25 protein-coding genes and 2 pseudogenes are annotated in these 24,801 nt (G+C 61.7%); 15 read left to right on the top strand and 12 right to left on the bottom strand.

Translation table 11 applies throughout. From position 1 onward, the window contains the following. Positions 1 to 31: 31 nt before the first annotated feature. The 5 genes and pseudogenes from NKJ35_RS11015 to NKJ35_RS11035 form a co-directional block, all read right to left on the bottom strand. Positions 32 to 2,152, bottom strand: coding sequence for a vWA domain-containing protein (locus NKJ35_RS11015; RefSeq protein ID WP_352646904.1), 2,121 nt, complete (start codon positions 2,150 to 2,152; stop codon positions 32 to 34). 2 nt (positions 2,153 to 2,154) lie between these two features. Next, the gene (locus tag NKJ35_RS11020) at positions 2,155 to 2,715 is read right to left on the bottom strand and encodes an RNA polymerase sigma factor (RefSeq protein WP_254818176.1); all 561 of its coding nucleotides are present in this window, start codon (positions 2,713 to 2,715) and stop codon (positions 2,155 to 2,157) included. Positions 2,716 to 2,782: 67 nt separating this feature from the next. Further along, a pseudogene (locus tag NKJ35_RS11025) lies at positions 2,783 to 3,537 on the bottom strand (dienelactone hydrolase family protein). Positions 3,538 to 3,638: 101 nt separating this feature from the next. After that, the gene (locus tag NKJ35_RS11030) at positions 3,639 to 4,328 is read right to left on the bottom strand and encodes a hypothetical protein (RefSeq protein ID WP_352646906.1); all 690 of its coding nucleotides are present in this window, start codon (positions 4,326 to 4,328) and stop codon (positions 3,639 to 3,641) included. Positions 4,329 to 4,417: 89 nt separating this feature from the next. After that, complete coding sequence (locus tag NKJ35_RS11035; protein ID WP_352646908.1) at positions 4,418 to 5,992, bottom strand: trimethylamine methyltransferase family protein; 1,575 nt, start codon at positions 5,990 to 5,992, stop codon at positions 4,418 to 4,420. 309 nt (positions 5,993 to 6,301) lie between these two features. Between NKJ35_RS11035 and NKJ35_RS11040 the strand changes: the two genes are divergently transcribed. Next, positions 6,302 to 7,000 (top strand): cobalamin B12-binding domain-containing protein, encoded by a 699-nt coding sequence (locus tag NKJ35_RS11040; protein WP_023676506.1) that lies wholly within the window; start codon positions 6,302 to 6,304, stop codon positions 6,998 to 7,000. 81 nt (positions 7,001 to 7,081) lie between these two features. On the opposite strand, the gene NKJ35_RS11045 is transcribed toward NKJ35_RS11040, so the two are convergent. Next, complete coding sequence (locus NKJ35_RS11045) at positions 7,082 to 7,222, bottom strand: entericidin A/B family lipoprotein (protein WP_023676507.1); 141 nt, start codon at positions 7,220 to 7,222, stop codon at positions 7,082 to 7,084. Positions 7,223 to 7,286: 64 nt separating this feature from the next. Here NKJ35_RS11045 and NKJ35_RS11050 point away from each other — a divergent pair, with 64 nt between their 5' ends. Then, a complete protein-coding gene (locus NKJ35_RS11050; protein ID WP_352646910.1) occupies positions 7,287 to 7,916 on the top strand; it encodes a DUF1638 domain-containing protein in 630 nt (209 codons plus the stop codon). A gap of 8 nt (positions 7,917 to 7,924) precedes the next feature. Here the strand turns inward: NKJ35_RS11050 and NKJ35_RS11055 are convergent, their stop codons facing one another. Beyond that, a complete protein-coding gene (locus NKJ35_RS11055) occupies positions 7,925 to 8,848 on the bottom strand; it encodes an NAD-dependent epimerase/dehydratase family protein (RefSeq protein ID WP_352646911.1) in 924 nt (307 codons plus the stop codon). 121 nt (positions 8,849 to 8,969) lie between these two features. Between NKJ35_RS11055 and NKJ35_RS11060 the strand changes: the two genes are divergently transcribed. The 10 genes and pseudogenes from NKJ35_RS11060 to NKJ35_RS11105 all read left to right on the top strand — a co-directional run bounded on the left by NKJ35_RS11060 (position 8,970) and on the right by NKJ35_RS11105 (position 18,067). Then, positions 8,970 to 9,545 carry a DUF4893 domain-containing protein gene (locus tag NKJ35_RS11060; protein WP_352646913.1) on the top strand — a complete coding sequence of 192 codons (576 nt, stop codon included), beginning with the start codon at positions 8,970 to 8,972 and terminating at the stop codon, positions 9,543 to 9,545. A 38-nt stretch (positions 9,546 to 9,583) separates the two neighbouring features. Beyond that, positions 9,584 to 10,026, top strand: a pseudogene (locus NKJ35_RS11065) (hypothetical protein). A gap of 43 nt (positions 10,027 to 10,069) precedes the next feature. Continuing rightward, positions 10,070 to 10,966, top strand: a complete 897-nt coding sequence (locus NKJ35_RS11070; RefSeq protein ID WP_352646914.1) for a fatty acid desaturase — start codon at positions 10,070 to 10,072, stop codon at positions 10,964 to 10,966. Between the two features lie 234 nt (positions 10,967 to 11,200). After that, positions 11,201 to 11,503 (top strand): virulence factor, encoded by a 303-nt coding sequence (locus NKJ35_RS11075; RefSeq protein ID WP_352646916.1) that lies wholly within the window; start codon positions 11,201 to 11,203, stop codon positions 11,501 to 11,503. Continuing rightward, the gene (locus NKJ35_RS11080) at positions 11,496 to 12,119 is read left to right on the top strand and encodes a methylenetetrahydrofolate reductase C-terminal domain-containing protein (RefSeq protein ID WP_352505747.1); all 624 of its coding nucleotides are present in this window, start codon (positions 11,496 to 11,498) and stop codon (positions 12,117 to 12,119) included. Before NKJ35_RS11075 ends, NKJ35_RS11080 begins: the two co-directional genes overlap by 8 nt. Further along, complete coding sequence (locus tag NKJ35_RS11085; protein ID WP_352477600.1) at positions 12,116 to 13,207, top strand: methylenetetrahydrofolate reductase; 1,092 nt, start codon at positions 12,116 to 12,118, stop codon at positions 13,205 to 13,207. The genes NKJ35_RS11080 and NKJ35_RS11085 overlap by 4 nt, the downstream gene beginning before the upstream one ends. Before the next feature lie 80 nt (positions 13,208 to 13,287). Further along, entirely contained in the window at positions 13,288 to 14,262 is a 975-nt protein-coding gene (locus NKJ35_RS11090) for a methyltetrahydrofolate cobalamin methyltransferase (protein WP_352646919.1), read from the top strand. A 112-nt stretch (positions 14,263 to 14,374) separates the two neighbouring features. Beyond that, a complete protein-coding gene (locus tag NKJ35_RS11095) occupies positions 14,375 to 16,444 on the top strand; it encodes an ASKHA domain-containing protein (RefSeq protein ID WP_352646921.1) in 2,070 nt (689 codons plus the stop codon). Positions 16,445 to 16,631: 187 nt separating this feature from the next. Then, positions 16,632 to 16,814, top strand: coding sequence for a hypothetical protein (locus NKJ35_RS11100; protein ID WP_352477599.1), 183 nt, complete (start codon positions 16,632 to 16,634; stop codon positions 16,812 to 16,814). Between the two features lie 269 nt (positions 16,815 to 17,083). After that, entirely contained in the window at positions 17,084 to 18,067 is a 984-nt protein-coding gene (locus NKJ35_RS11105) for an alpha/beta hydrolase (protein ID WP_352505745.1), read from the top strand. Between the two features lie 5 nt (positions 18,068 to 18,072). Here NKJ35_RS11105 and NKJ35_RS11110 read toward each other — a convergent pair whose 3' ends face one another. After that, positions 18,073 to 18,972 (bottom strand): LysR substrate-binding domain-containing protein, encoded by a 900-nt coding sequence (locus NKJ35_RS11110; protein WP_352646923.1) that lies wholly within the window; start codon positions 18,970 to 18,972, stop codon positions 18,073 to 18,075. Positions 18,973 to 19,202: 230 nt separating this feature from the next. On the opposite strand from NKJ35_RS11110, the gene NKJ35_RS11115 reads away from it, so the two are divergent. The 3 genes from NKJ35_RS11115 (at position 19,203) to NKJ35_RS11125 (ending at position 21,146) form a co-directional block, all read left to right on the top strand. Next, positions 19,203 to 19,388: a hypothetical protein gene (locus NKJ35_RS11115; RefSeq protein ID WP_023719925.1), complete on the top strand. Its 186-nt coding sequence runs from the start codon at positions 19,203 to 19,205 to the stop codon at positions 19,386 to 19,388. Between the two features lie 336 nt (positions 19,389 to 19,724). Then, positions 19,725 to 19,859, top strand: a complete 135-nt coding sequence (locus NKJ35_RS11120; protein WP_013894968.1) for a hypothetical protein — start codon at positions 19,725 to 19,727, stop codon at positions 19,857 to 19,859. Between the two features lie 348 nt (positions 19,860 to 20,207). After that, positions 20,208 to 21,146 carry a GlxA family transcriptional regulator gene (locus tag NKJ35_RS11125; protein ID WP_352647057.1) on the top strand — a complete coding sequence of 313 codons (939 nt, stop codon included), beginning with the start codon at positions 20,208 to 20,210 and terminating at the stop codon, positions 21,144 to 21,146. Between the two features lie 31 nt (positions 21,147 to 21,177). Here the strand turns inward: NKJ35_RS11125 and NKJ35_RS11130 are convergent, their stop codons facing one another. The 4 genes from NKJ35_RS11130 to NKJ35_RS11145 form a co-directional block, all read right to left on the bottom strand. Then, positions 21,178 to 21,963, bottom strand: a complete 786-nt coding sequence (locus NKJ35_RS11130) for an ABC transporter ATP-binding protein (RefSeq protein ID WP_352646925.1) — start codon at positions 21,961 to 21,963, stop codon at positions 21,178 to 21,180. Further along, complete coding sequence (locus NKJ35_RS11135) at positions 21,960 to 22,736, bottom strand: ABC transporter permease (RefSeq protein WP_352646927.1); 777 nt, start codon at positions 22,734 to 22,736, stop codon at positions 21,960 to 21,962. Before NKJ35_RS11135 ends, NKJ35_RS11130 begins: the two co-directional genes overlap by 4 nt. A 71-nt stretch (positions 22,737 to 22,807) precedes the next feature. Further along, complete coding sequence (locus tag NKJ35_RS11140) at positions 22,808 to 23,758, bottom strand: ABC transporter substrate-binding protein (RefSeq protein WP_352646929.1); 951 nt, start codon at positions 23,756 to 23,758, stop codon at positions 22,808 to 22,810. 112 nt (positions 23,759 to 23,870) lie between these two features. Beyond that, on the bottom strand, positions 23,871 to 24,719 hold the full coding sequence (locus tag NKJ35_RS11145; RefSeq protein ID WP_352646931.1) for a DUF1194 domain-containing protein: 849 nt from the start codon (positions 24,717 to 24,719) through the stop codon (positions 23,871 to 23,873). Between the last annotated feature and the right edge of the window lie 82 nt (positions 24,720 to 24,801).

Below are 24,801 nucleotides of genomic sequence, written 5' to 3' on the forward strand. Positions count from 1 at the left end.
CCCATCTGAAAGAAACCGGCCGTCATTGCCACTACCGGTTACCGCCGAGCGCCGAGGCAAGGCGCACAAGCGAGAGGAACTCGGACCGGTATCCAAACGGGTCGGCTCCTCTGGCGGCGATGGCAATCTGCATGATCTTGTCGTAGCCGAACTTCGCGGTCGCATCCTCGTCGCGCAGCTTCTGGCCGAAGGCAGCAACGGCAACGGAGAAACGCTGGTCGGTGCTGGCCTGGTCGAACGACGCCACTTCGTTGGCTGACGTCACTGGCGTGGTGATCAGCTTCGAAGTGTCCTCCTTCGGCAGCTTGTAGCGGATCTTGACGAAGGCATATTCGTCGGCATTGGCAACACCGCCATTGTTCACCGAGGCCTGGCCATAGCGCAGTTGATCAATCTGTTCGCCGCCGCTGCCCTTAGGCGTGATTTCGTAGATCGCTGTGACCGAATGGCCTGAGCCGATCTCGCCGGCGTCGACCCGGTCATTGTTGAAATCCTCGCGATTCATGGCGCGGGTCTCGTAGCCGATCAGCCGGTACTCCGAAACCTTGTTCGGGTTGAACTCGACCTGGATCTTCACGTCCTTGGCGATGGTGAACAGTGTCGAGGAGGCATCCTCGACCAGTACCTTCTCGGCCTCCGCCAACGTATCGATATAGGCAGCGGTGCCATTGCCGTTCTGGGCGATGGTCTGCATCATCTGATCGTTCAGATTGTCGCGGCCGAAGCCGAACACCGACAGGAATACGCCTGTCTTGCGCTCCTTTTCGATCAGCCGCTTCAGATCGTCATCGTCGGTCTGGCCGACATTGAAATCACCGTCGGTGGCGAGCATCACCCGATTGATGCCGTCCTTGACGAAGGATTTCTGCGCCAGCCGGTAGGCTTGCCTGATGCCGGCCTCGCCTGCCGTCGAGCCGCCGGATGTCAGATTGTCGATGGCAGCGAGGATCTTGTCCTTTTCCGAAGCCTTGGTGGGCTCCAGCACGGTACCGGCATCGCCCGCATAGGTGACGATCGAGACGGTGTCGTCAGGTCTCAGCTTGTTGACCAGCAGTCGGAAGGCCGACTGCAGGAGCGGCAGCTTGTCCTGCTCGTTCATCGAGCCCGACACATCGATCAGGAAGACCAGATTGGCCTTGGGCTGCTCGGCAGGCTTCACGTCGAAGCCCTTGATGGCGACATGCATCAGCTTGGTGTGCTCGTTCCACGGCGTCGGCATCACGCTGACGGTCGAGTTGAACGGCGCCGAGGCGGAGTCCGGTCCCTTCCAGTCATAGGGGAAGTAGTTGACCATCTCCTCGACGCGCACCGTATCGGCTTGCGGAATAAAACCTTCCTTCAGCGAGCGCCGCACAAAGGAATAGGAAGCGGTGTCGACATCGATAGAGAACGTCGAGACCGGATCTTCCAGTGCGGCATGCACCGGGTTGGTCTTGAAATTCTCGACGCGGTCGCGGTTTTCCTCTTGCGGCAGCATCTGGTCGGCCGGCGCAGCGGCAGGCTGCTGTGCCATCAGCTTGGAATCGGCAACCGTGCCAGGCATGCGTCCGACCCGCGCGCCGCCATCGACGGCCGGAGCCGCGGTGCTGGTGCCGCCATTCAGCACAAACTCGCCACTCTGCGCCGGTTCGGGAGCATTGCGGGTGAGCACGTCCTGCTGGGTCAACCCGCCGACTGCGGTCGATTCCGCTTTCGGCGGCGATGTCGGCGCCACAAGCGCCTCGCCGGCGTTACGGCTTTCGCTGTCGGCGTCCGCCTTCTTCTGCTTGTCTGCTTCGGCCACGACCGGCGGTTTGACGGTCGCCGGCTTGTCGGCCAGTGTCTCGGTGATCTTATCGTCCCCGCCGAATTCGGGCCCGCTGAATTTGGATTCCCCAAGCATGTACATGGCAGCGTATCCGGCGATCGGCAGGGCAACGAGCCCGGCGATGGCCGGCGTGGCGAAGAGTTTCTTTTGCATGATTTCGCTCCAGAGCCTTTGTGCTCGCTCTGTGAGACGAAGCCCGCTTGCCGATCCTTGGGCGGCCGGTAAAGTTTTTTCTTCCATGTCATAGGCGCGCAGCGCGGCCTGGAGGGCACGCGCCTTTGCGTCCGCGTCCGGCGCCGGTGCCGCGATGTCGCGCAGTTTGTTGAGTTCGTTGTCGTCGACCATGGTCACACTTCCCCGGCTGAACGCATCAGCGTCTTCAGCCGTTTCTTCGCTTCATGGATGTGCCAGGAAACCGTCGTCTCCGAGATCGCCATCGCCTCGGCGGCGGCTGCATGGCTCAGCCCTTCGCCATAAACCAGCAGCACCGCATCGCGCTGCTTGTCCGGCAGCTTGCGCACCGCCGCCCAGAGCGCCTCGGCCGGGTCCTCCGGCTCAGCCGAGATTTCCCCCGAAATCAGGACATAGGCGCCATAGGCATCGGTCTTGACCGTCTCGCGGGCGGTCTTGCGCATCATGTCGCGCGCCGCATTCAGCGTCATGGCGTAGAGCCATGTCGTGAAGGCGCCGCTGCCATGATAGTCGCGGATCGCCCGGCCAAGCCGGACGCAGACTTCCTGGGCGATATCTTCGGCGTCGGCCTTTTTCCCGCACCAGCGATAGGCGGCGCGATAGACGAAACCGTAGTGCCTTTCGAGCAACTTGCCGAAAGCACCCCGATCTCCGCCCTTCGCCCGCCCGATCAGTTCAGCGTCGGAGGCTTCGCTTTCGTCCAGCATCATCGCCATCATTGCCTGTTGGACGAAGGCTAATGGCTGTTCCTTGGGGCGATGGAAAGAATTTTCTGGCGCACCGTCACGTCGTAACGGTTGGCGTGCCCTGACCGAGCGTCTCCGCGAACAGCGTCGTCAGCCGCTTCCAGTGGCGCTCGGCGCCGGCTGCATCGAAGGCGCTGTGGTCCGGCACGCACCAGCCGTGCGCCATGCCGGCATAGTTCTCGATGACATGGTCGACCTCGGCCGCGCGCAGCGCTTCGGCCAGCCGCGCCGCTTGCGCGGGCGGAAAGCTGCGATCAGTGCCGGCCGTACCGATATAAACCCTTGCCTTGAGCGAAGCGGCCTTCCGGTGCGGACTGTCAGCGGCGTCACCAGCCAGATTGCCGCCGTGGAAACTGGCCGCGGCAACGATGCGGCCGGGATAGCTGGCCGCTGCGTTCAGTGCCCGCGCTCCACCCATGCAGTAGCCGACAATGCCGACCGGCCCGGCCAGTCCTTGCGCAGCGAGCGCATCGAGGAAAGCGCCGCTGTCGCGGATCGTCTTTTCCTGGGTCGTGCCTTCGAGGAGACCTGTGATTGCGGTCTTGCTCCTCTCGTCGCCGAACGCAGTCTTGGGAACGGACCGTAGGGCGCATTGCGGTAAAAGAGGTCCGGCACAAGCACCGCATAGCCCTCGCCCGTAAGCCGCTCCGCCATCTGATCAAGCGCCGGTCGCGGACCGAAAACGTCCATGTAGAGGATGATCGCTGCCTTGGCTGGGGCCGCCGAACGGAACAGCCGGGCCTTGGCAATGCCGTCGCTTGTCTTGATCCGCATCGCTTGCGTGGCCATCATCCGCTCCGTTGATCTGACCTGCGATAGATACCCGCGGTGACCGTCGCCGCAAGCTGTAGTGAGGCGATCTGCTTCAAGATTTCGTGCGGCATTCGGCGACGCTACAGACGCGCGAATGCTGCCATGTGAAAGGCCTGAACTTCGGCCGGATAGCGATAGTCGGTGCCGTAAGGACAGGCGTTGCGATCAAGGCAGCCGCCGGTCCGGCAGGGCGCGCCGTTTTGCCCGCGCACATGCGCCAGACAGGTTTCATGTGCAAAACCATCCGCAGAATAAGCCTCTACCGGACAGGATTTCAGGCAAGGTTTTTCCAGACATGTGTCGCAAAGGTGAATCATGCCGCGGGGTTCTTGGAGCGCAATTTTGTCTTCGAACAGCAGCGCGCCGCGATAGGCATGCCAGAGTCCATATTTCGGATGCATGAGAATGCCGAGCGGTGACGGCTTCAGCCCCTCCGCACGTATCGCCCATTGCTGGAACGGCAGATAAGGCCTGTCGGACGGTGACACCGCGCGCGCCCCGAATTTTCCGGCCACCGCGCCGATCACTTCGCGCGACCATTTGTCGAGCGGATCGTCGATCGGCTGTGACTGTTTCTCCAGCCAGCGCAGGAAGTGCGGCCAAGGTGCGGCACCCGCCTGCCCCACCAGCAGGACGGATCTGGCGGCAGCGCCGGAGAGATCGGAAGGCGCCTTCTCAGCGCCTGCAAAATTGAAGCCGCCGCGAAGCACGAGACCGTGTGCGGAAAGTGCCGCCGCGATGGTTTCGACCATGCTGCGCTCGAGGATCATCCCTTCTTGTCCGGGTCGGAGAAGGCGCTCCGCCAGACTTCCTTGTGGATGATGTTGGCGACTTTAGCCCCGCCTGATTCGGGCTCCTTTCAGGTGAAGGCGTCGGCCATCGACGCCTTCTTCCTGGCAATAAAGTCCTTCAGTCCGTCGTCGATGCCCGGGTCGAGATACGGCGCCTCGTAGCTTTCCAGCCAGCGGCGGGCGAGCTCGTTGGCGCGCTGCGGCGCGGTTTTTTCGCCTTCGGCCAGCCATTGCTCGTAAGAATTGTTGTCGGCAATGTTGGAACGATAGAACGCGGTCTGGAAATTGGCCTGGGTGTGATCGCAGCCGAGATAATGGCTGCCCGGGCCAACCTGGCGGATGGCGTCCATCGCCTGGCCGTTTTCCGACAGGTCGACGCCTTCGGAGAACTTCTGCGTCATGCCGAGCTGGTCGATATCCATCATGAACTTTTCGTAGCAGGAGGCGAGACCGCCCTCGAGCCAGCCGGCCGAATGCAGCACGAAATTGGTGCCGGCCAGGATCGTCGAGTTCAGCGTGTTGGCGCTCTCGTAGGCGGCCTGCGCATCGGGGATTTTTGAAGCACAGAGCGAACCGCCGGTGCGGAACGGCAGGCCGAGCCTGCGGGCAAGCTGTGCGGCGCCATACGAGACCAGCGACGGCTCCGGCGTGCCGAAAGTCGGCGCGCCCGACTGCATCGAGATCGACGAGGCGAAGGTGCCGAACAGAACCGGCGCACCCGGCCGGATCAGTTGTGTGAACGATGCCCCGGCCAGAACCTCGGCCAAAACCTGTGTCAGCGTGCCGGCGACCGTCACCGGGCTCATCGCACCGGCAAGGATGAACGGCGTGACGATACAGGCCTGATTGTGGCGCGAATAGACCTTCAGCGCTCCCAGCATGGTCTCGTCGAAGACCATCGGCGAGTTGGCATTGATCAGGCTGGTCAGCACTGTGTTGTTCTCGACGAAATCGTCACCAAACACGATCTTGGCCATCGCCACCGTGTCTTCAGCGCGCTCGGGCGCGGTCACCGAGCCCATGAACGGCTTGTCCGAATATTTGATATGGCTGTAGATCATGTCGAGATGCCGTTTGTTGACCGGCACGTCGACCGGCTCGCAAACCGTGCCGCCCGAATGGTGGATCGACGGCGCCATATAGGCGAGTTTCACGAAATTCCGGAAATCCTCGATCGTCGCATAGCGCCTGACGCCGTCGAGATCGCGCACGAAGGGCGGTCCATAGACTGGCGCGAACACTGTCGCGTTGCCGCCGATCTGCACCGAGCGCTCGCCGTTGCGGGCGTGCTGGGTATAGACGGACGGAGCGGTCTTCAACAGCGAGCGGCAGAGGCCCTTGGGGAAATGCACCCGCTCGCCCTTGACGTCGGCGCCCGCCTCTTTCCAAAGCTTTAGCGCCTCGGCGTCGTCGCGGAAGATGATGCCGATCTCCTCCAGCACCGTGTCGGTGTTCTTTTCGATCAGCGCCAGCCCTTCCTCGTCCAGCACTTCATAGACGTTGATCTTGCGCTTGATATAGGTGAGCTGTGTGCCGGGGCCGCCGCCCGAACGTGCAGCCCGTCGGGCTGCGGCGCCACCGCTGGCCGCGCGCCCGCGCCGCGCGTTTGACGCTTCCTGATCGACCGGCGCGTTCTCACTCATAATCGTTCTTCCCTGGCTTTCGTTCTGGCCTTGATTTACTCCGGCCGGGCTCTTGTACCGGCCTGAAATCCGTTTGCGGCCGCATATTGCGGTCTCTGGCCGGATCGTAGCCATGCACCCTATTCGAAACGGCCCGCCAGCGCCAACGCCTGTCGCAAAATCGACAAGAATTCCAAGAAATTTACGGTCGCTTTCGTTTTGCGGGAAGTCGCAAATCAGCTATGGACAACCGGCCCATGCGGGTTAGGTATTGGCGCGATATTTTTAAGCTGCCGCGATAGTTGTAGCCGGCAAGGAGCCTGAGAAAAAATGGCCGACGACGAGATCATCCTTTCGGAACTCTCCGACGACGAGTTGGTGCAGCAGATGCACGACGATCTTTATGATGGGTTGAAGGAAGAAATTGAGGAAGGCACCAATATCCTTCTCGAGCGCGGCTGGGCGCCTTACAAGGTGTTGACCGAGGCTCTGGTCGAAGGCATGCGCATCGTCGGTGAGGACTTCCGCGATGGCATCCTGTTCGTTCCCGAAGTGCTGCTGTCGGCCAACGCGATGAAGGCCGGCATGTTCATCCTGCGTCCGCTGCTTGTCGCCACTGGCGCACCAAAGCAGGGCAAGATGGTGATCGGCACCGTCAAGGGCGACATCCACGATATCGGCAAGAACCTGGTCGGCATGATGATGGAAGGCGCCGGCTTCGATGTCATTGACCTCGGCATCAACAATGCGGTCGAAAAATATCTCGATGCCATCGAAAAGCACCAGCCCGACATCATCGGCATGTCGGCGCTGCTGACGACGACCATGCCTTACATGAAGGTCGTCATCGATACGATGAAGGAAAAGGGCATTCGCGACGACTATGTTGTGCTGGTCGGCGGTGCGCCGCTCAACGAGGAATTCGGCAAAGCCGTCGGTGCCGACGCCTATTGCCGCGACGCCGCGGTGGCAGTCGAGACCGCCAAGGACTTCATGAAGCGCAAGCACAACGTCCGCGCTTCGGCCTGAGCCAATAAGTCCGGCACCAACGAGAAAAGCCGCGCCTTGCAGTGCGGCTTTTTTATTCCCAAATGTTTAGAGCCGTGCGGATCAGGGTTTCTTGACGGTATCGTCAACAGCCTTAGCAGTGGATTTGATGTCCTTACCGACGCCGCGCACCGTGTTGGCGCAGGCCGAAACAGCCAAGGCGCAGGCGAGAATAGCGATTGGCGCAACGCGGAACAATTTCATGAATGGTGTCTCCCTCAGCATATAAATTCGCTGGACAGCAACGAAGATGGATTAGACTGGTTCCATGACCATCGCGCGAAAACAACAATCCGATCAGGGCGACAGGCTGCTCGTCATCGCCTGCGGGATGATTGCGCGCGAGGTTTTGGCGGTCAAGGAGCAGCTTGGGCTCGACCATCTCGACCTGACCTGCCTGCCAGCGGAGTTCCACTTCTATCCGGACCGCATCGCGCCGGCCATGGACAAGGCAATCGAGAAGGCCAAGACCGACGGCTACAGACACATCTTCGTAGGCTATGCCGATTGCGGCACGGGTGGCTTGCTCGATCGGATCTGCGAGAAGCATGGCGTCGAGCGCATGGCCGGGCCGCATTGCTTTGCTTTCTACCAGGGCATGGATACCTATGCGAAGGTCGCCGATGATGACATGATGTCGTTCTACATGACCGATTTCCTCTGCCGGCAATTCGATGCCTTCTTCATGAAGCCGCTCGGCCTGGACAAGCACCCGGAGCTGATCAAAGACTATTTCGGCAACTACGAGAAGCTGATCTATATCGCTCAGACTGACGACCCGGAACTCGACAAGGTCGCCGAAAAGGCGGCGAAAATGCTCGGTCTCGCCTATGAGCGGCGCTCAACCGGCTATGGTGACCTGACGAAGGAACTGGCCAGCGCTGCAATCCTGGCTTGACGGTACTTCTAGGCAAGGCCTTCTTCAGCTTCGAGCCCGGCGAGCACATCGGCAAAGCTCGTCTTGCAGACGAAACCCAGCCGGTCCCTCGCTCGCGACGCATCGTAGACCCGGTCGATCGACGAAAAAATCGTCCAGCCTTTCTTCGCGTAGAGTGCCGGATAATCCGGAAAATAGCGTGCGACGACCGATGGTGCATCGGTGATCAATGCCGCGCAATCCTCGGGCTGGAACGGTGTTGGTGCCGAAATGATGAAGATGTCGAAGCCCAATTGCGGTGCTTTCTCCAAGGCAGCGATATGGGCATCGGCAGCATCCTCCACCGTCAGCCGGCGAAACAAAAGCTCATTGGCTTTGGTGTTGGCATCCGACTGTTCGATCACGTGCGCCATATCGTCTGCTTCGGGAAAGAACCGAGCGGTGCGCAGTACGATCGACGGAAGGCCGAACTGGAGCTGGTAAAGGCGACAAAGATGTTCCGCGGCAAGCTTGGTGACGCCATAGATGTTGCGTGGCTCCGGCGACATGTCTTCCGTCAGCCATGCCGCCTTGCGCGCGCCTCCCGTGAAACCGGCGCGTATGGCCTCGGAAATCATCAGCGATGTCGTCGACGTAAACACGAAGCGCTGAACCGCGAATGCAGCGGCCGCATCGAGCAGGTTGAGCGTACCGCGCACATTCGTCTCGACGAAATCCTCGTTGCGATAACGTTCGATGTCGGGCTTGTGCAGCGCGCCGCTGTGGATGATGGCCTCGATGCGGTTCTCCTCGACCGCCTGCATGACCAGGTCGCGATCGGCGACTGAGCCGACGATTGGAGTTTCCGAAGACGGAATGGGATCGAGGCCGGTGACGTCATGGCCGAGGGCCCGCAGGCGCGGTGCCAAGGCGCTGCCCAGCCAGCCCGACGATCCCGTCAGCAAGATCCGCATTCTTTCCACCTCGTTTCCGCTGTCGATGCCCAAGCACGGATGACAGAACGTGGCGAAACATTAAGGTATGCGCCAGACAAGAAAACGGGCTGCTCCAGCCATCAACAGGGAAACGCCACCGATGATCGCTCGCCTCATGTTTGCCGCAGCAACTGTCCTCTGCTTGACCATGCCCGCGTTCGCCGATGGCGAGGTGCAGAAGTTTATAACGGCTGCCGACAAGGCGCGGCTCGACAAATATGGCGAGACGCGCAAGGCAGCGCTTGACGAGGCGAAGGCCGGCGATCCAGCCGAGGTCAAGCAGCTCGACGCCTTGCTGGCAAAGCCGCTGGTTTCCTTCTCCGACAACGACCTGACCGGCAAGTGGCAATGCCGCACCATCAAGGCCGGCGGATTGAGCCCGCTCGTCATCTATGGCTGGTTCAAATGCAAGGTGAGCGACGACGGTTCCGGCTGGAGACTGGAAAAGATCACCGGCTCGCAGCGCACCAAGGGCCGCTTCTTCGACGATGGCGAGAAACGCGCGATCTATCTTGGTTCCTTCTACGTCAACGACGATCCGGCAAAGCCCTACGGCAGCGGCCCGGAAAGCGATCAGGTCGGCTATGCCTTCCGCAACAGCGCCAGCGAATGGCGCATCGAGTTCCCGGCGCCCTATTACGAATCGAAGCTCGACATCCTCGAATTCAAGCGCTGAGCCCTCCGATCATCAAGGGTTAACCCGGTCAGCCTAGCATTCGCACGCAAAGAACAGGTCTTTGCGGAGGTCGCGAACCATGGCACGGTCGACCGATCGTCGTCGTCACCGAAGGCGGCTCGCATATCTGGGCGATCGTCAACGCGGTCGCCGATCAACTCGGGCCGGTCAGTGTTATCCTCGAAGCACCTGAATCCAAAAAGCAATTGCTTCTCGGACGGGCGCGACGGCAAGGCTGGGCCTCGGCCATCGGTCAACTCGGCACGATGATGCTGACCCGGCAAAACCGCAGCCGGGCGACACAATTTCAAGCTACGCGTTGCGGCAGGCGGCGTTCTCGCGCGACATCTGCGTCGAGGCGGTCAGAGATGCGCTGGCCGGCAAGCTCGGCACGGTCGAGCCCGGCCTGCCTTCGAAACAATGGTATCACCCGACGGTCTGGTCCTATCTCTGGACCGGGATAACGAACGGCGTCTGGTGACGCGCCGATTTACCGGATGCCCACCCGCCGCTAACATTGCATCATGAGCGACATCGATCACCGCACCATCATTGCCGGCCTTTCGGTCGAGGACCGTCGCGACCTCACCGCCAGGCTTGACCGGCCAGGCATTTTCCGGCTGGCCGCCCATGGCGGGCTGGTTATCCTGCTGGGCGCGTTGATCGCCGCCCGCATCCCGTTCTGGCCGCTTCTCGTCTTGCCGCAGGGAATCCTGATCGTCTTCTTCTTCACGCCGCTGCACGAGACCATCCATGAAACGGCGTTCAATCGCGCTGTTGCCGCCGTGGCCGGCTTCCTGATCCTGCTGCCGCCGGCATGGTTCCGCTATTTCCATTTCGCCCATCACCGCCATACGCACGACCCCGAAAACGACCCCGAACTGAGGGCGCCGAAGCCGGAGACCGTCAGCCAATATCTGCGCTATCTGTCGGGCGGCCCCTATTGGATCGCCATGGGCCGCGTGGTCGCAACCAATGCGGCTGGCCGCAATCGCGACGGCTTCGTACCGGAAAAGAGTCGCGGCAAGGTGGTTGCCGAAGCACGGCTGTTCCTTATCGGTTATGCGGTGTTGCTGGCCGCATCTCTCACCATACAGTCGGCGCTGCTGTTGTGGGTCTGGATCGTGCCGGTGCTGGTAGGACAGCCGTTTTTGCGGGCCTACCTGCTGGCCGAGCACGCGTTGTGCCCGCATGTCGCCAACATGCTCGAGAACACCCGCACCACCTTCACCAACAGGCTGGTGCGCTTCGTGGCCTGGAACATGCCATACCATTCGGAGCACCATTCCTATCCGGCCGTTCCCTTCCACCGCCTGCCGCGCTTCCATGAGATCGTCGCGGAGCATCTAGGCACGACCGAACGAGGTTACGTGCGTTTCCACAGGAAGCTGGTCGGCAGCTTCGATGGCCGCGCCGGCTGACCTGTGCTGAAAGACTCCGCTTTCAACCGCGGCCGTCGATTGCGTCGCTTTTGAAGGCCCCCGCGTCGTCCCATAACAAGCAGCCCAACAGCGCTTCCGGCAATGCTCGAAACCACTGCATTGGCCCAAAACATCGGAATCGATCTTTGGAGGGCACGATGCAGCGGAGTTAGATGGTAGAGCATCGTTTGTGCGTTCGATTGGACGCGCGGCGCTCTGCAGGAGCAGGAATTCATGGCCGATCTGATCGTCGTCTACTGGCGCGACATCCCCGCCCAGGTCATCGTCAAAAAGGGCCGGCAGAACGCCAAGCGCGAACTGCCGCTGCGCTTCACCGAGGCGATCGACATGTGCGCCATGCGCACCGGCGCCGGCGGCACCGACGACTATCTTGCCGAATGGCGCAAGGCAGAACCCATCCCAGTCGGTGACGATCTTGAAGCCGAGGCGGAGAAGGCTCTTCAGGAAATCGATGCGAAATACGACCGCGAGCGGCTGATAGCTCTGGTCAAGGCGGGCGGCAAAGAAAATGTCTGATCCCCAATCAATGCCGGCGACGACGGCTCAGACCGGCCTGACGCAGGCGACCATCGTCAGGAAGGCGGCGCCGAAATCCGACTACAAGCCGGCCGACGTGTCGCCGCAGCGGCGCGTGCAGCGTTCGTTTGCAGTGCGGCTTTGGTCGGTCCGGCATTCGCGGTTGCTCGAATGGTTTTACGCCAAATTCGCCGACATGTTTCTGCTCCTCCACCCGCTTTGGAAGGGCATCGGCTACAGCCGCGTCGAAGGACCGGTGAAATTCGTCGAAAAGCGCGTCAAGGGTTTCATGTTCGACTGCCGCATGTGCGGCCAGTGCATCCTTTCCTCGACCGGCATGTCGTGCCCGATGAACTGCCCTAAGCAATTGCGCAACGGCCCTTGTGGCGGTGTCCGCGCCAACGGCAATTGCGAGGTCGAGCCTGATATGCCCTGCGTCTGGGTTAAGGCCTGGGAAGGCTCGCGGAACATGGTGCATGGCGACAGGATTTTGGAGGTGCAGAAACCGGTCGACCAATCCTTGCGCGAGACCTCCGCGTGGCTGCGCGTCACCGCGCAGGCGGCGGCCGCCCGCGATGCGGCCCGGAACATTACCAACACTGGAGCGTCGGCATGATTGGCCGCCAGCCCGACGAGAATCCGGCCGGCATCCATTTGCCGCTCGATCCCCTGCCCGGCCACACCTCGCGTGGTCGCCTGGAGCGCGTATTGAGACGCGGCGAATTCGCAGTGACGACCGAGCTCAATCCGCCCGACAGCGCCGATCCGGAAGACGTCTACAACCGCGCCAGGATTTTCGACGGCTGGGTCGACGCCATCAATGCCGTCGACGCTTCCGGCGCCAACTGCCACATGTCGTCGGTCGGCATCTGCGCCCTCCTGACCCGCATGGGCTATGCCCCGATCATGCAGATCGCCTGCCGCGACCGGAACCGCATCGCCATCCAGGGCGACGTGCTTGGAGGTGCTGCGATGGGCGTCGCCAATATGCTCTGCCTGACCGGCGACGGCGTGCAGGCCGGCGACCAGCCCGGCGCCAAGCCGGTGTTCGATCTCGACTGCATGTCGCTGCTCGAAACCTGCCGTATCATGCGCGACAACGGAAAATTCCTGTCCGGCCGCAAATTGACGACCCCGCCGCAGCTTTTCCTTGGCGCGGCCATCAACCCGTTCGCGCCGCCGATCGATTTCCGGCCCTATCGGCTTGGCAAGAAGATCGCTGCCGGCGCGCAGTTCGTGCAGAGCCAGTATTGCTTCGACGTGCCGATGTTCCGTACCTACATGCAGAAGGTCCGCGATCTCGGCTATACCGAGAAATGCTTCATCCTGTGCGGCGTCGGGCCGCTGGCCTCGGCCAAGACGGCCAAATGGATCCGCTCCAACGTGCCGGGCATTCACATTCCCGATCAGATCGTCAAGCGCCTGGAAGGCGCTCAGGATCAGAAGAAGGAAGGTAAGCAGCTCTGCATCGACATCATCAATGAGGTGAAGGAAATTCCCGGTGTGTCCGGCGTTCATGTGATGGCCTATCGCCAGGAAGAATACGTCGCCGAGATCGTCGACGAATCCGGCGTGCTGAAGGGCCGCCGGCCATGGAAGCGCGAAATCCGCCGCGACGACCAGCTCGTTGCCGACCGGCTCGACCACATACTGCATGACGACCTCACCGAAACCCAGGTCGACATGGTCAAAACCGCGCATTGACAGCGCGAATCGTCAGCATTCGCTTGATCACAAACAGATAACGATATAAAGAACTCTTTATATCACGATGGAGAGATTTCATGACCCGCACCATCGTCGCATCGGCGACACGAGAAATCATCATCGGCTTCGATCAGCCCTTCTGCGTGATCGGCGAGCGCATCAATCCGACCGGCCGCAAAAAGCTCGCCGCCGAAATGATCGCCGGCAATTTTGAGACCGTCATCAAGGATGCGCTGGAGCAGGCCGCCTGCGGCGCGACCATGCTCGACGTCAACGCCGGCGTCACCGCAGTCGACCCCAACTCCACCGAGCCGGCGCTGCTGGTGCAGACGCTGGAGATCGTGCAGGGCCTGGTCGATCTGCCGCTGTCGATCGACTCCTCGGTGACCGCCGCGATCGAAGCGGCGCTGAAGGTCGCCAAGGGCCGGCCGCTGGTCAATTCCGTCACCGGCGAGGAGGAAAAGCTCGAAGCCATCCTGCCGCTGATCAAGAAATACAACGTTCCGGTCGTCGCCATTTCCAACGACGAGACCGGTATTTCGATGGACCCCGATGTGCGCTTTGCCGTCGCCAAGAAGATCGTTCAGCGCTGTGCCGACTTCGGCATTCCGGCGCATGACGTGGTCGTCGACCCGCTGGTCATGCCGATCGGCGCGCTTGGCGATGCCGGCCGCCAGGTATTTGCCTTGCTACGCCGGCTGCGCGAGGAGCTCAAGGTCAACACCACCTGCGGCCTCTCCAACATCTCGTTCGGCCTGCCGCACCGTCATGGCATCAACGCCGCCTTCATCCCGATGGTGATCGGCGCAGGCATGACCTCGGCGATCATGAACCCGGTGCGGCCGCAGGAAATGGAAGCGGTGCGCGGCGCCAACGTGCTGAACGGCACCGACGAGAACTGCACCAACTGGATCAGGACATACAAGGACTACAAGCCTGCTGAAGGCGGCCAGGCCGTTGCCGCCCGGACGCAGGTCAACGCGCCGGGCGATGGCAATGGCAATGGCGGACGCAGGCGCGGCGGCCGCGAAGCTCGGATGGCCCGGGGTTGAGCCATGGCTTGGCCGACACGATATGGGTTTACGACTGGGGAGGAACCGAAACACCGCGGCATCGCTGCCGTGGCCAAGACCCGAGCAGCGTAGAAAGTAAAGTCTGGAACGAATGAACTCTCCCGTCAACATCACTGATCCGCTCGTGCTGTTCATGCCGTCGGGCAAGCGCGGGCGGTTTCCGGTCGGCACGCCGGTTCTGGATGCCGCGCGCCAGCTTGGTGTCTACGTCGAGAGCGTGTGCGGCGGGCGTGCCACTTGCGGGCGTTGCCAGATCGAGGTGCAGGAAGGCAATTTCGCCAAGCACAAGATCGTCTCCTCCAACGATCACCTCTCGCCCAAGGGCGCCAAGGAAGAGCGCTACGAGCGCGTTCGCGGGCTCCCCGAGCGGCGCCGCCTGTCCTGCTCGGCACAGATCCTCGGCGATCTCGTCGTCGACGTGCCGCAGGACACCGTTATTAACGCGCAGACTATCCGCAAGGACGCCGATACCAGGGTCATCGCCCGCGATGCGGCTATCCGCATGTGCTATGTCGAGATCGAAGAACCCGACATGCACAAGCCGCTCGGCGACCTCGACCGTCTGAAGATCGCGCTGATGAAGGACTGGGGCCTCAAGAGCCTCGATTTCGATTTCCATCTGTTGCCGCAGGTGCAAGGCATTTTGCGCAAAGGCAACTGGGCCGCGACGGCCGCCATCCACAAGGACACCGACAGCGAAACCGCGCGGGTCATCGCTCTGTGGCCTGGCCTGAAGAACGAGGCGTACGGGCTTGCCTGCGATATCGGCTCGACCACGATCGCCATGCATCTGGTATCGTTGCTGTCGGGTCGGGTCGCCGCCTCGTCGGGCACCTCCAATCCGCAGATCCGCTTCGGCGAGGATCTGATGAGCCGCGTCTCTTACGTGATGATGAACCCGGACGGCCGCGAAGGCATGACGGTCGCCGTGCGCGAGGCCATTTCGGGCCTCGTCGACAAGGTCTGCGCCGAAGGCAACGTCCAGCGTAACGATATCCTGGATTCCGTTTTCGTCGGTAATCCGATCATGCATCATCTGTTCCTCGGCATCGATCCGACCGAGCTCGGCGGCGCTCCCTTCGCGCTAGCCGTCTCCGGCGCCGTGCACATCAAGGCATCGGATATCGGCTTGAAACTCAACCAGGGCGCCAGGCTTTACATGCTGCCTTGCATTGCCGGCCATGTCGGCGCTGATGCGGCTGCAGTGACGCTGTCGGAAGGCCCGCATCGGCAGGACGAGATGATGCTGATCGTCGATGTCGGTACCAATGCCGAGATCGTGCTCGGCAATCGCCAGCGGGTCGTGGCGGCCTCCTCGCCAACCGGCCCGGCCTTCGAGGGTGCGGAAATCTCCGGTGGCCAGCGTGCCGCACCGGGTGCAATCGAACGCGTCCGTATCGATCCCGAAACGCTGGAGCCGAAATACCGCGTTATCGGCTCGGAACTCTGGTCCGACGAGCCGGGCTTCCTCGACAGCGTGCAGGCGACCGGCGTCACTGGCATTTGCGGCTCCGGCATCATCGAGGTGGTAGCCGAGATGTACCTCGCCGGCATCATTTCCGAGGACGGCGTCGTCGATGGATCGCTGTGCGGCCATTCGCCTCGCGTCGTCGCCAATGGCCGCACCTTCTCCTATGTGCTGAAGGAAGGCGAGCCCAAGATCACCATTACCCAGACCGACGTGCGCGCCATCCAGCTTGCCAAGGCGGCGCTTTATGCCGGAACCAAGCTTTTGATGGAAAAGCAGCACACCGAACATGTCGACCGTATCCATTTTGCCGGCGCGTTCGGCTCGTTCATCGATCCGAAATACGCAATGGTGCTGGGCCTGATCCCGGACTGCGACCTCGACAAGGTCTCGGCCGTCGGCAATGCGGCCGGCGCCGGCGCCCGCATGGCGCTCCTGAACCGCGGCTATCGCCGCGAGATCGAGGAAACCGTCAGCAGGATCGAGAAGATCGAGACGGCGCTGGAGCCGAAATTCCAGGAACATTTCGTTTATGCCATGGCGCTCCCAAATAAGATCGACCCGTTCCCCAAGCTGTCGGCGGCGGTGAAACTGCCGCCGCGCAAGACGGTGAGCGAAGACGGCATTGCCGGCGACGCTGCCCCGCGACGGCGTTCGCGCGAAGGCCACGCCGCGCGGCGCGGGCGGGGATGACTCGCCTCCGCTAGGCTGTCAGCCTTTCCATTTTCATTTGTATGCAAATGTTTCCAGATCGCGCCGATCTGGAAACGAAATCGCGTTTTCGTGAAATCCGCCAGATACATGTGCGGAGCATTTAACCGGCATCGAACGGCAGGCAGAAACAGTTTTCGGCCACCGCAACGCTCCAAAGGAGATCAAGATGTCGATGTTCGGAAGCCTCGGCCGCTATGGTGCGGCCTTCAAGAAAACACGTGAAGCGCGCAAGTCGCTGCGCATCCTCAACAGCTTGCCGCCTGAGATCCAGAAGGACATTGGCTGGCCGGTGTCGCCGCGTTCAAGCGAAAGGCAGCTTTCGGTCGGCTGGGGCATGCAGCGCGGATGAACTTCATCGACAAATGCAAGCTGCTTGGTATTCGCCGGGGCCGCAATGCGGCTCCGGCTGCACCCAGCAATTGGCTGCGCGCCGCATTGCCGCCGCGGCGCTGAGCTGCCCAGGTGGGCTAGCGACTTCATGGACCGGGCGCTTTATCGCCAGCTGGAGTCAAACCACCGTGTTGAGATTGCATAAATCTTGACTTTTTTGGTGGCGACACAATCTTCGAAATAGTCGGGGGTTCTCTTAGTCGGCTCAGCCGAAGTCCGTGTATCTGCATGCCCAGTCTCAAAAGCCACGTCGTTTCGTTCGTGCTCAGGTACAGCCGTAAGAAGGCGTTTTCCAGCCCGGAGAACCTGCAGCGCTGGATCGCCTATGCGCGCAAGACGGAAAACCATCGGCCGCCTGCGTCGCTGCGGTCGCGCCTGGAGATCACAACCCGCACGATCAACGGCTTTCCCGTCTACGAGATCGCGCCCAAGGCTGGTGAGCGGAGGCGGATTCTCTACCTGCACGGCGGCGCTTACGTCTTTGAAATCACCCCCTATCATTGGCGGCTGATCGCCGACATGGCCGACCGCCTCGGGTTCGGCATCACCGTGCCGATCTATCCCATTGCTCCCGAACACGATTTCCACGCGATGTTCGGTATGGTCGGCGCCGTCTACCGCCAGATGTTCGGCGAAACCAGGGCAAATGACATCATCTTCATGGGCGATTCCGCCGGCGGAAACATGGCTGTCGTGCTGACCATGATGGCTGCGCAAGACGGCCTGCCCTTGCCATCACGCCACGTGCTGATTTCGCCCGGCCTCGACGTGTCGCTCGCCAACCCAGAAATGTATGAGGCCGAACGCAACGATCCGTGGCTGGGCATTGCCGGCGGCCGCGAGGCGATCCGGCTTTACAGCGCCGGCATAGATCCCACCGACTGGCGCATCAGCCCGGTTTACGGCGACCTGTCGGTGCTGCCCAAAACGCTGCTGCTGACCGGTTCACGCGATCTGCTCACCCCCGACAATCTGATCTTCGCGGAAAAGGCGCGCGCGGCCGGCGTCGAAATAGAGGTCGTCCACGAGCAAGGCATGTTCCATGTCTGGCCGTTGATCGACATGCCGGAGGCGCGGCGCGCGCGGGACAGCATAGTGGCCTTCTTGACCAACGAAACTGACAGTTATCATGCCAAGGCAGGAGAGTTGTCGCTGCAAAGGGCAGACCGCGACGGAACCCCTCGCGATCTGGTTGCGCCGCTCAGGTCGTAGTTGGCTCAGAACTTCCCAGTTTCCCTGAACATCTCAAACGTCGCGCGGATGTGGTCCGCGACTGCTTTCACCGGAGCGCTGGCGTCTGGCGTCACCACCATGGCGAGATTGTAGGTGCCGATGTCAGGCATGCCGTCCTTCGGACACAGCTCGACCATGTCACTGCCGAGGAACGATTTCGGCAGCGGCGCGACTGCAAGATCCGCCATGATCGCGGCGCGCTGGCCGGCCGTGTGCGCGCTCATATAGGCGATACGGTAGTTGCGGCCCTCGCGACCAAGCGCCTCCAATGCCCCCGCCCGCCAGGCGCAGCCTTCTTCCCACAAGGAGACCGGCAGCGGCTCGCGCAGATGCGCACAGCCCCCCTTGGCACCGGCCCAGACGATAGGCTCGGTGAGCAGTACTTCGGCGCCGATCGCGCTGGTCTTGTATGAGTTGGTGAGCAGCGTGATGTCTAGTGCCCGATCGTCCATGCGACGGCGCAGGTTGACGCTCTGGTCGATGGTGACGTCGACCGCGATGGAAGGATGCGACTGTGCGAATCGCTTCAGCACATGCGGCAGCACACGTTCGCCATAATCGTCCGGCGAGCCGAGCCGCACCACCCCGACAATGTCTGGAATGATGAACTTCGACACCACCTCGCGATTGATCGACAGCAGCCGGCGCGCATAGCCGAGCAGCATCTCGCCATCGGTGGTCAGCGTCACCGAACGGGCGTCGCGCGCGAACACCGAGCGGCCGAGAATGTCCTCCAGCTTCTTGATCTGCATGGAGACGGCCGACGGCGTGCGGAAGACCGCATTGGCCGCACTGGTGAAGCTGCCGGTCTCGGCGATTGCGACGAAAGTGCGCAGAACGTCGAGATCGAGCAGCGGCAGCGGATGATTGAGTGGGGCGTTCATGGCAAGCGACCTTCAATTTTTCTGATGCAAACCATCATTCCATTTCGTTTGATTGAACATCAGTTTGGGAGGATAGTCAACTCCATCGAAGGCGGGACGCATCGAAGTGGTCCCGAAACAACCATGACACGGACCTGCAATCGACACGAAATGAAGCTGAAACAAACCCGGTGTACCGCCTGACGCTGCAAGCGCCGGGACAATCCCGGCCAAACGCGAAGGAGAATGAGATGTCTATCCTGTCATCCATCGGTCGGATCGCGACCGAGTTCAGCGAGGCCCGTGCCCGCTACCAGACGGAACGTGCCATCCGCGCGCTGCCGATTGAACTGCAGAAGGATATCGGCTGGCCCGAAGCTGCCGATGCCAAGACCGGCACTCGCCATGGTGTGGGATCTTGGGCTGGAGCAAAGTAAACCGTGTGTATCAACAGCTGAAGGCCTGCCGCGCAGATCAGCCCGGCAGGCCTTTTTTGTTTGTATTCAAATGATTTTCCCGAGCCATGTCGCCGTCGCATGCCGCATATGAGCAAGTCGCATAGCAGCCCGCACTGGCAATCAACACATTGTAAATAATCGAAAATCCTGGGCAGGTTGCCCAAATTTGTCGCATTCCGTGTCGCTTTTCATATCAAGTGCTTCGCTTTTGCGATTTAGTTTCCCCTCACGTAAGCCTATATGATCATCAACAAACGAGCTGCCCCACTCCATCAAGCGAAGGCGACCCGTCTGAGCAACTGAATGGAGATGATCATGAAGCTTTTTGCCCGCCTCTTTGCCCGCCGCGAAATGAACCTGACGACCGCGCTCGAGCGCCAGCGCCTGGCCAACACCATGCCCGGCCAGACCGGGGCCATGGCTGCCGCGCGCCTCGGCTTCGTCGCCTGAGACAGCAATCCTGGCGGAAGCAGCCCAGCGCTGCTTCGAAGTCGATCCAGCGCCGCCTCGGTTTTGCCGAGGCGGCGTTTTCGTGTGCGCAGACTGCGTAGGCTCGTTGGTCGATCCGGCGGCCTGTCACGTTCCTTCGCCGCACAGCGATTGCCCATTTGCGACCCATGTCGCAAATAAAGTCGCTCCGTTGCCATCTAGCCAATTGACAGGAAACGTTTTTCCTGATGTCGCTATGCTGATCGCGACATCCTGTTCGCGCCATTGCAGCGTGAGGATCTACCCGTGAACGTCGTAAAGCACCCGATCCGGCGATCGTTCGTATTCTTCCTGGTCCCCGATTTCACCATGATCGCCTTCGCAACGGCGCTCGATCCGTTGCGTTCGGCCAACCGCATGCTCGGCTATGAAGCCTATCGCTGGCGGCTCGCCAGCATCGACGGCAAGCCGGTGCGCGCCTCGAACGGCGTCGAATGCGCCGTCAACACGTCGCTGGACGAAGAGCGCAAGAAGATGTCCGGACCGGACCGGCCGAACATGGCCATCGTCTGCAGCGGCATCAATGTCGAGCGCTACCAGAACAAATCGGCCTTTGCCTGGTTGCGCGAGGAGTACAATCGTGGCGTTGCCGTCGGCGGCCTGTGTACCGGCGCGCATATCCTGGCCGCAGCAGGCCTGTTGTCCAACAAGCGCTGCGCCATCCATTGGGAGAACCTGCCGGGCTTTTCCGAGGCGTTCCCCAAGGCCAATGTCTTCGCCGACCTCTTCGAGATCGACCAGAACATCTACACCTGCGCCGGCGGCACCGCCGCCCTCGATATGATGCTGAAGCTGATCGGCGACGATTTCGACGAGAGCCTCGTCAACCGCGTCTGCGAGCAGGTGCTGACCGATCGCGTGCGCAGCCCGACCGACCGCCAGCGCCTGCCGCTGCGCGCCCGCCTTGGCGTGCAGAATTCCAAGGTGCTGACCATTATCGAGCTGATGGAAGCCAATCTCTCCGAGCCGCTCTCGCTGATCGAGATCGCTGACCATGTCGACCTGTCGCGCCGGCAGATTGAGCGCCTGTTCCGCACCGAGATGGGGCGCTCCCCTGCCCGTTACTATCTGGAGATCCGCCTCGACCGCGCCCGGCACCTGCTGATCCAGTCGTCGTTGCCGGTGGTCGAAGTGGCGGTCGCCTGCGGCTTTGTTTCCGCCTCGCATTTCTCCAAATGCTATCGCGAGTTGTACGCCCGCTCGCCGCAACAGGAACGCGTCGACCGCAAGCAGCTTCTGGCGGCTTGATCGGGCCATCGGCTGAACGAAGCCCGCCGAGTCAATGCACTTCGGCCGTGCGCATCGCCTCGACGCGGATATCTTCGGTCAGCCGCGCCTTCAGTGCCGAAAACTCCGGGCTGGTCTTCAGCGTGTAATGGCGCGGATGCGGCAGGTCGACGGCAACGTCCGATTTGATGCGGCCCGGCCGTGCCGTCATCACCACCACGCGCGACGCCATGAAGATCGCCTCCTCGATGTCGTGGGTGACGAACAGCACCGTTTTTTGCCGGCGCTCCCATATGCCGAGAAGCAGTTCCTGCATCAGCCCGCGGGTCTGGTTGTCGAGTGCGCCGAACGGCTCGTCGAGCAGCAGGATCTCCGGATCGTTGGCCAGTGCCCTGGCAATCGCGGTGCGCTGCTGCATGCCGCCGGAAAGCTGCTTCGGCCAATGGTTTTCAAAACCTCTCAGCCCGACGAGATCGACGTAAGAAGCGACGATTTCGCTGCGCTCGTGCTCGGCCATTCCACGTTCGCGCAGGCCGAAGCCGATGTTCTCGGCGACCGTCAGCCACGGAAACAGCGTATAGGACTGGAAAACCATGCCGCGGTCTGGACCGGGCCGGTCCACCAGCCTGCCGTCGAGCATAACACGTCCCCCACTCAGCGCTTCGAGGCCGGCGACGATCCTGAGCAGCGTCGACTTTCCACAGCCGGATGGCCCCAGGATGGTGATGAAGTCGTTGGCGGCGACCGCCAGATCGATCGGCATCAGCGCCTTGACCGGCTGCCCACCGCCGACACCAGTGAAGGTGCGCGAGACGCCTTCGATGACCAGCTTGCTCACGCCAGGCTCCATGGAAACAGCCAACGGTTGAGCGACTTGAAGGCGAAATCGGACAACAGCCCGATCAGGCCGATGACAATGATGCCGAAGATGATCTGCCCTGTCGCCAGCCGCGACTGGCTGTTGATGATCATGTAGCCGATGCCCGACGACGAGCCGATCAGCTCGGCGACGATGACATAGGTCCAGGCCCAACCGAGCACCAGGCGCAGGGTTTCGGCGATCTCGGGCGCATTGGCCGGCATGATCACGCGCCGCACGATGCCGTTGTCGGACGAGCCAAGCGTGTAGGCCGCCTCGACCAGGTCGCGCCGTGTGCCGCCGACCTTGACCGCGATGATCAGGATGATCTGGAACACCGAGCCGACGAAGATCACCAGCAGTTTTTCGAGCTCGCCAACGCCCGCCCACAGGATGAGCAGCGGAATGAAGGCCGATGCCGGCAGATAGCGGGCGAAGGAGACGAACGGCTCCAGGAACGCCTCCACGGGCTTCCAGGCACCCATCACGATGCCGAGCGGCACGGCAACGATGGCCGCCATCAGGAATCCGCCGAAGACGCGCCAGATGGTGATAAGGATGTCGAGCCAGAAGCGGTCCTCGACCAGCAGCCGCCAACCGTCTCTCACCATCGACAGCGGATCGGCAAGGAAAATGCGATTGACGTGGCCGCCAAGCGTGATCCACGCCCAGAACGCCACGAACAGCACGAAGAACGAAATGCCGAGCACGGTTCGAATGCCCGGCGAGACCGGATGCAAGGGGCGCGGCATCTTCGACCGTCCTCTGATCGGAATGAAAAAGCGGCGGCGCACGCGCCGCCGCCGGGCGACAATCCTGCCGGTTAGTCGGCGACGGCGCTGGTGTCGGCCAATGTCGATACGTCGGGCGCTTCCTTGATCAACCCCATCTGCAGCAGAAGCTCGCCGGCGGTCTTGGAAAAGTCCTGGAATTCCTTGATGAAGAACTGCTTGTTTTCAGCCTTGTCGGCCCATTTCAGGTATTTTGCCGACTCTTCGAATTCCTTGGCCGACTGCTTCACGTCGGCGCCCATCGTCTCATAGGATTTCGCCGGGTCGCTCTTTATCAGGTCAAGTGCCTCGAAATAGCTGTCGGCAAGCGCCTTGGCCGCATCCGGATTGGCCTTGAGGAACTCCGGCGTGCAGCCGACCGTGTCGAGCACCATCGGATAATCGAGAGTGGTCACAAGGATATGGCCCTGGTCGGACTTTTCGCGCACCGCCGAGATGAACGGCTCATAGGTGACCGCCGCATCGTTCTGTCCGGCGAGAAACGCCTGCGCCGCCGCGTCCGGCTCCAGGTTGACGACCGTCACGTCCTTGGTCGACATGCCGTTCTTGTTGAGCACCCAGGCCAGCATGAAATAGGGCGACGTGCCCGGCGCCGAGGACGCGACAGACTTACCTTTGAGATCGGCGACGGTCTTGATGTCGTTGCGGGCGACGATGCCGTCGGCGCCGTAGGACTTGTCGAGCTGGAATATCTGCTTGGTCGTCACGCCGTTAGCGTTCCAGACCAGCCAGGTCTCGACCGTAGTGGCGGCGCATTGCAGGTCGCCGCTGGCGATGGCGAGGGGCCGACTGGCTTGCGGCACCTTCTTCAAGGTGACGTCGAGGCCGTGCTTTTCGAAGATGCCGGCCTGCTTCGCGAGCGTCAGCGGCGCAAAGCCGGTCCATCCACTGATGCCGATGCTGACCGATGTAGCGGCGGTGGCCGGCGCGGACAATCCGACGGCAAGCGTCAAGCTTGCTGCAAGAATTCCGATCCTGTTCATGTCGGTTCCCCTTTTTTGTTCGGATGGAGAATTGTCTCACAGACGCGCACAGGCTTGTCAATGAAGCAGATGCTGCACTGCGGCATGTCACCACCGGCAGCAAACTTCGCCATTAACGGGTGTTGTACATCCAGCTGCGGTCGCGCCACATTTTTTCGCCGACCAGGCAGTCGGTGACGGGGATGTCCTGTGCCAGCACCAATGGCGGATGCGCCGCCTCTTCCGCCGCTCGCTGCGGCCAGGCCGGACCGGCAAGCTCCAGCACCAGCTTGCGGCGGATGGCCTCCGGAAACTGCGTCCAGTCATTGACCGGAATCATGAAGGAGCCCGGCCCGCCGATGACGCAGTCGCTGTAGTAGCGGTCGAGATTGTTGACATCGTAGGCGCTGGTGAACCCGCCCCTGGTCATCAGCGGGAGGCCGTTGACGGTGATGCCCTGCTTGATCACGGCGTCGCGGGTTATATCGACAGGTGCGCCCTGGTTGTTGGGGCCGTCACCCGAAATGTCGATCACCCGCTTGACGCCCCGGAAGCCGCTTTCGGCAAAGAGATCGCTGGCGAATTCCAGCGCGCCGGAGATCGAGGTGCGCCTGGCACTGGCCGGCGGATGAGCGGAAAGCTGCGCTGCCAGCCGCTCGGCGTCGGCACGATTGGCGATCACCGTCCACGGCACGACGACCTGCTGCCAGGTCGCGCCAGCCCATTCGACATACGTGACGGCAATCTTGCCATGAGCGCCTTCGCCGATTGCCTGCAGGACATCGTCATGCGTCAGCGCCGCCGCATAGCCATGACGCTGGATTTCGAGCTCGTCCGGCGACATGGACAAGGATACGTCGACTGCCAGCACCAGTTCGACATCGACCGGCTCGGCGGCGCGGGAGATTGCCGCCGGCCATAGCACCGACGCCAGCGCGGCGGCACCCGAGACGAAATGTCTTGCACGGGCAAAACCAGACATGCCGCACGTTAAGCGAAAATCGCCGATCGACAAAGAGAAAGCCCGGTGGAGAGCCGGGCTCATTCGGTCACATTTTTGCGAC

The organism is Mesorhizobium sp. M0136 (assembly GCF_040322515.1).
Lineage (GTDB): Bacteria > Pseudomonadota > Alphaproteobacteria > Rhizobiales > Rhizobiaceae > Mesorhizobium.

Coding starts and splice junctions, on each gene's coding strand:
- NKJ35_RS11075 (WP_352646916.1), top strand. CDS start 11,201: ATGGCCGATCTGATCGTCGTCTACTGGCGCGACATCCCCGCCCAGGTC.
- NKJ35_RS11070 (WP_352646914.1), top strand. CDS start 10,070: ATGAGCGACATCGATCACCGCACCATCATTGCCGGCCTTTCGGTCGAG.
- NKJ35_RS11055 (WP_352646911.1), bottom strand. CDS start 8,848: ATGCGGATCTTGCTGACGGGATCGTCGGGCTGGCTGGGCAGCGCCTTG.
- NKJ35_RS11015 (WP_352646904.1), bottom strand. CDS start 2,152: ATGGTCGACGACAACGAACTCAACAAACTGCGCGACATCGCGGCACCG.
- NKJ35_RS11105 (WP_352505745.1), top strand. CDS start 17,084: ATGCCCAGTCTCAAAAGCCACGTCGTTTCGTTCGTGCTCAGGTACAGC.
- NKJ35_RS11120 (WP_013894968.1), top strand. CDS start 19,725: ATGAAGCTTTTTGCCCGCCTCTTTGCCCGCCGCGAAATGAACCTGACG.
- NKJ35_RS11145 (WP_352646931.1), bottom strand. CDS start 24,719: ATGTCTGGTTTTGCCCGTGCAAGACATTTCGTCTCGGGTGCCGCCGCG.
- NKJ35_RS11125 (WP_352647057.1), top strand. CDS start 20,208: ATGATCGCCTTCGCAACGGCGCTCGATCCGTTGCGTTCGGCCAACCGC.
- NKJ35_RS11060 (WP_352646913.1), top strand. CDS start 8,970: ATGATCGCTCGCCTCATGTTTGCCGCAGCAACTGTCCTCTGCTTGACC.
- NKJ35_RS11045 (WP_023676507.1), bottom strand. CDS start 7,222: ATGAAATTGTTCCGCGTTGCGCCAATCGCTATTCTCGCCTGCGCCTTG.
- NKJ35_RS11090 (WP_352646919.1), top strand. CDS start 13,288: ATGACCCGCACCATCGTCGCATCGGCGACACGAGAAATCATCATCGGC.
- NKJ35_RS11080 (WP_352505747.1), top strand. CDS start 11,496: ATGTCTGATCCCCAATCAATGCCGGCGACGACGGCTCAGACCGGCCTG.
- NKJ35_RS11050 (WP_352646910.1), top strand. CDS start 7,287: ATGACCATCGCGCGAAAACAACAATCCGATCAGGGCGACAGGCTGCTC.
- NKJ35_RS11040 (WP_023676506.1), top strand. CDS start 6,302: ATGGCCGACGACGAGATCATCCTTTCGGAACTCTCCGACGACGAGTTG.
- NKJ35_RS11115 (WP_023719925.1), top strand. CDS start 19,203: ATGTCTATCCTGTCATCCATCGGTCGGATCGCGACCGAGTTCAGCGAG.
- NKJ35_RS11030 (WP_352646906.1), bottom strand. CDS start 4,328: ATGATCCTCGAGCGCAGCATGGTCGAAACCATCGCGGCGGCACTTTCC.
- NKJ35_RS11020 (WP_254818176.1), bottom strand. CDS start 2,715: ATGGCGATGATGCTGGACGAAAGCGAAGCCTCCGACGCTGAACTGATC.
- NKJ35_RS11095 (WP_352646921.1), top strand. CDS start 14,375: ATGAACTCTCCCGTCAACATCACTGATCCGCTCGTGCTGTTCATGCCG.
- NKJ35_RS11085 (WP_352477600.1), top strand. CDS start 12,116: ATGATTGGCCGCCAGCCCGACGAGAATCCGGCCGGCATCCATTTGCCG.
- NKJ35_RS11135 (WP_352646927.1), bottom strand. CDS start 22,736: ATGCCGCGCCCCTTGCATCCGGTCTCGCCGGGCATTCGAACCGTGCTC.
- NKJ35_RS11035 (WP_352646908.1), bottom strand. CDS start 5,992: ATGAGTGAGAACGCGCCGGTCGATCAGGAAGCGTCAAACGCGCGGCGC.
- NKJ35_RS11140 (WP_352646929.1), bottom strand. CDS start 23,758: ATGAACAGGATCGGAATTCTTGCAGCAAGCTTGACGCTTGCCGTCGGA.
- NKJ35_RS11100 (WP_352477599.1), top strand. CDS start 16,632: ATGTCGATGTTCGGAAGCCTCGGCCGCTATGGTGCGGCCTTCAAGAAA.
- NKJ35_RS11110 (WP_352646923.1), bottom strand. CDS start 18,972: ATGAACGCCCCACTCAATCATCCGCTGCCGCTGCTCGATCTCGACGTT.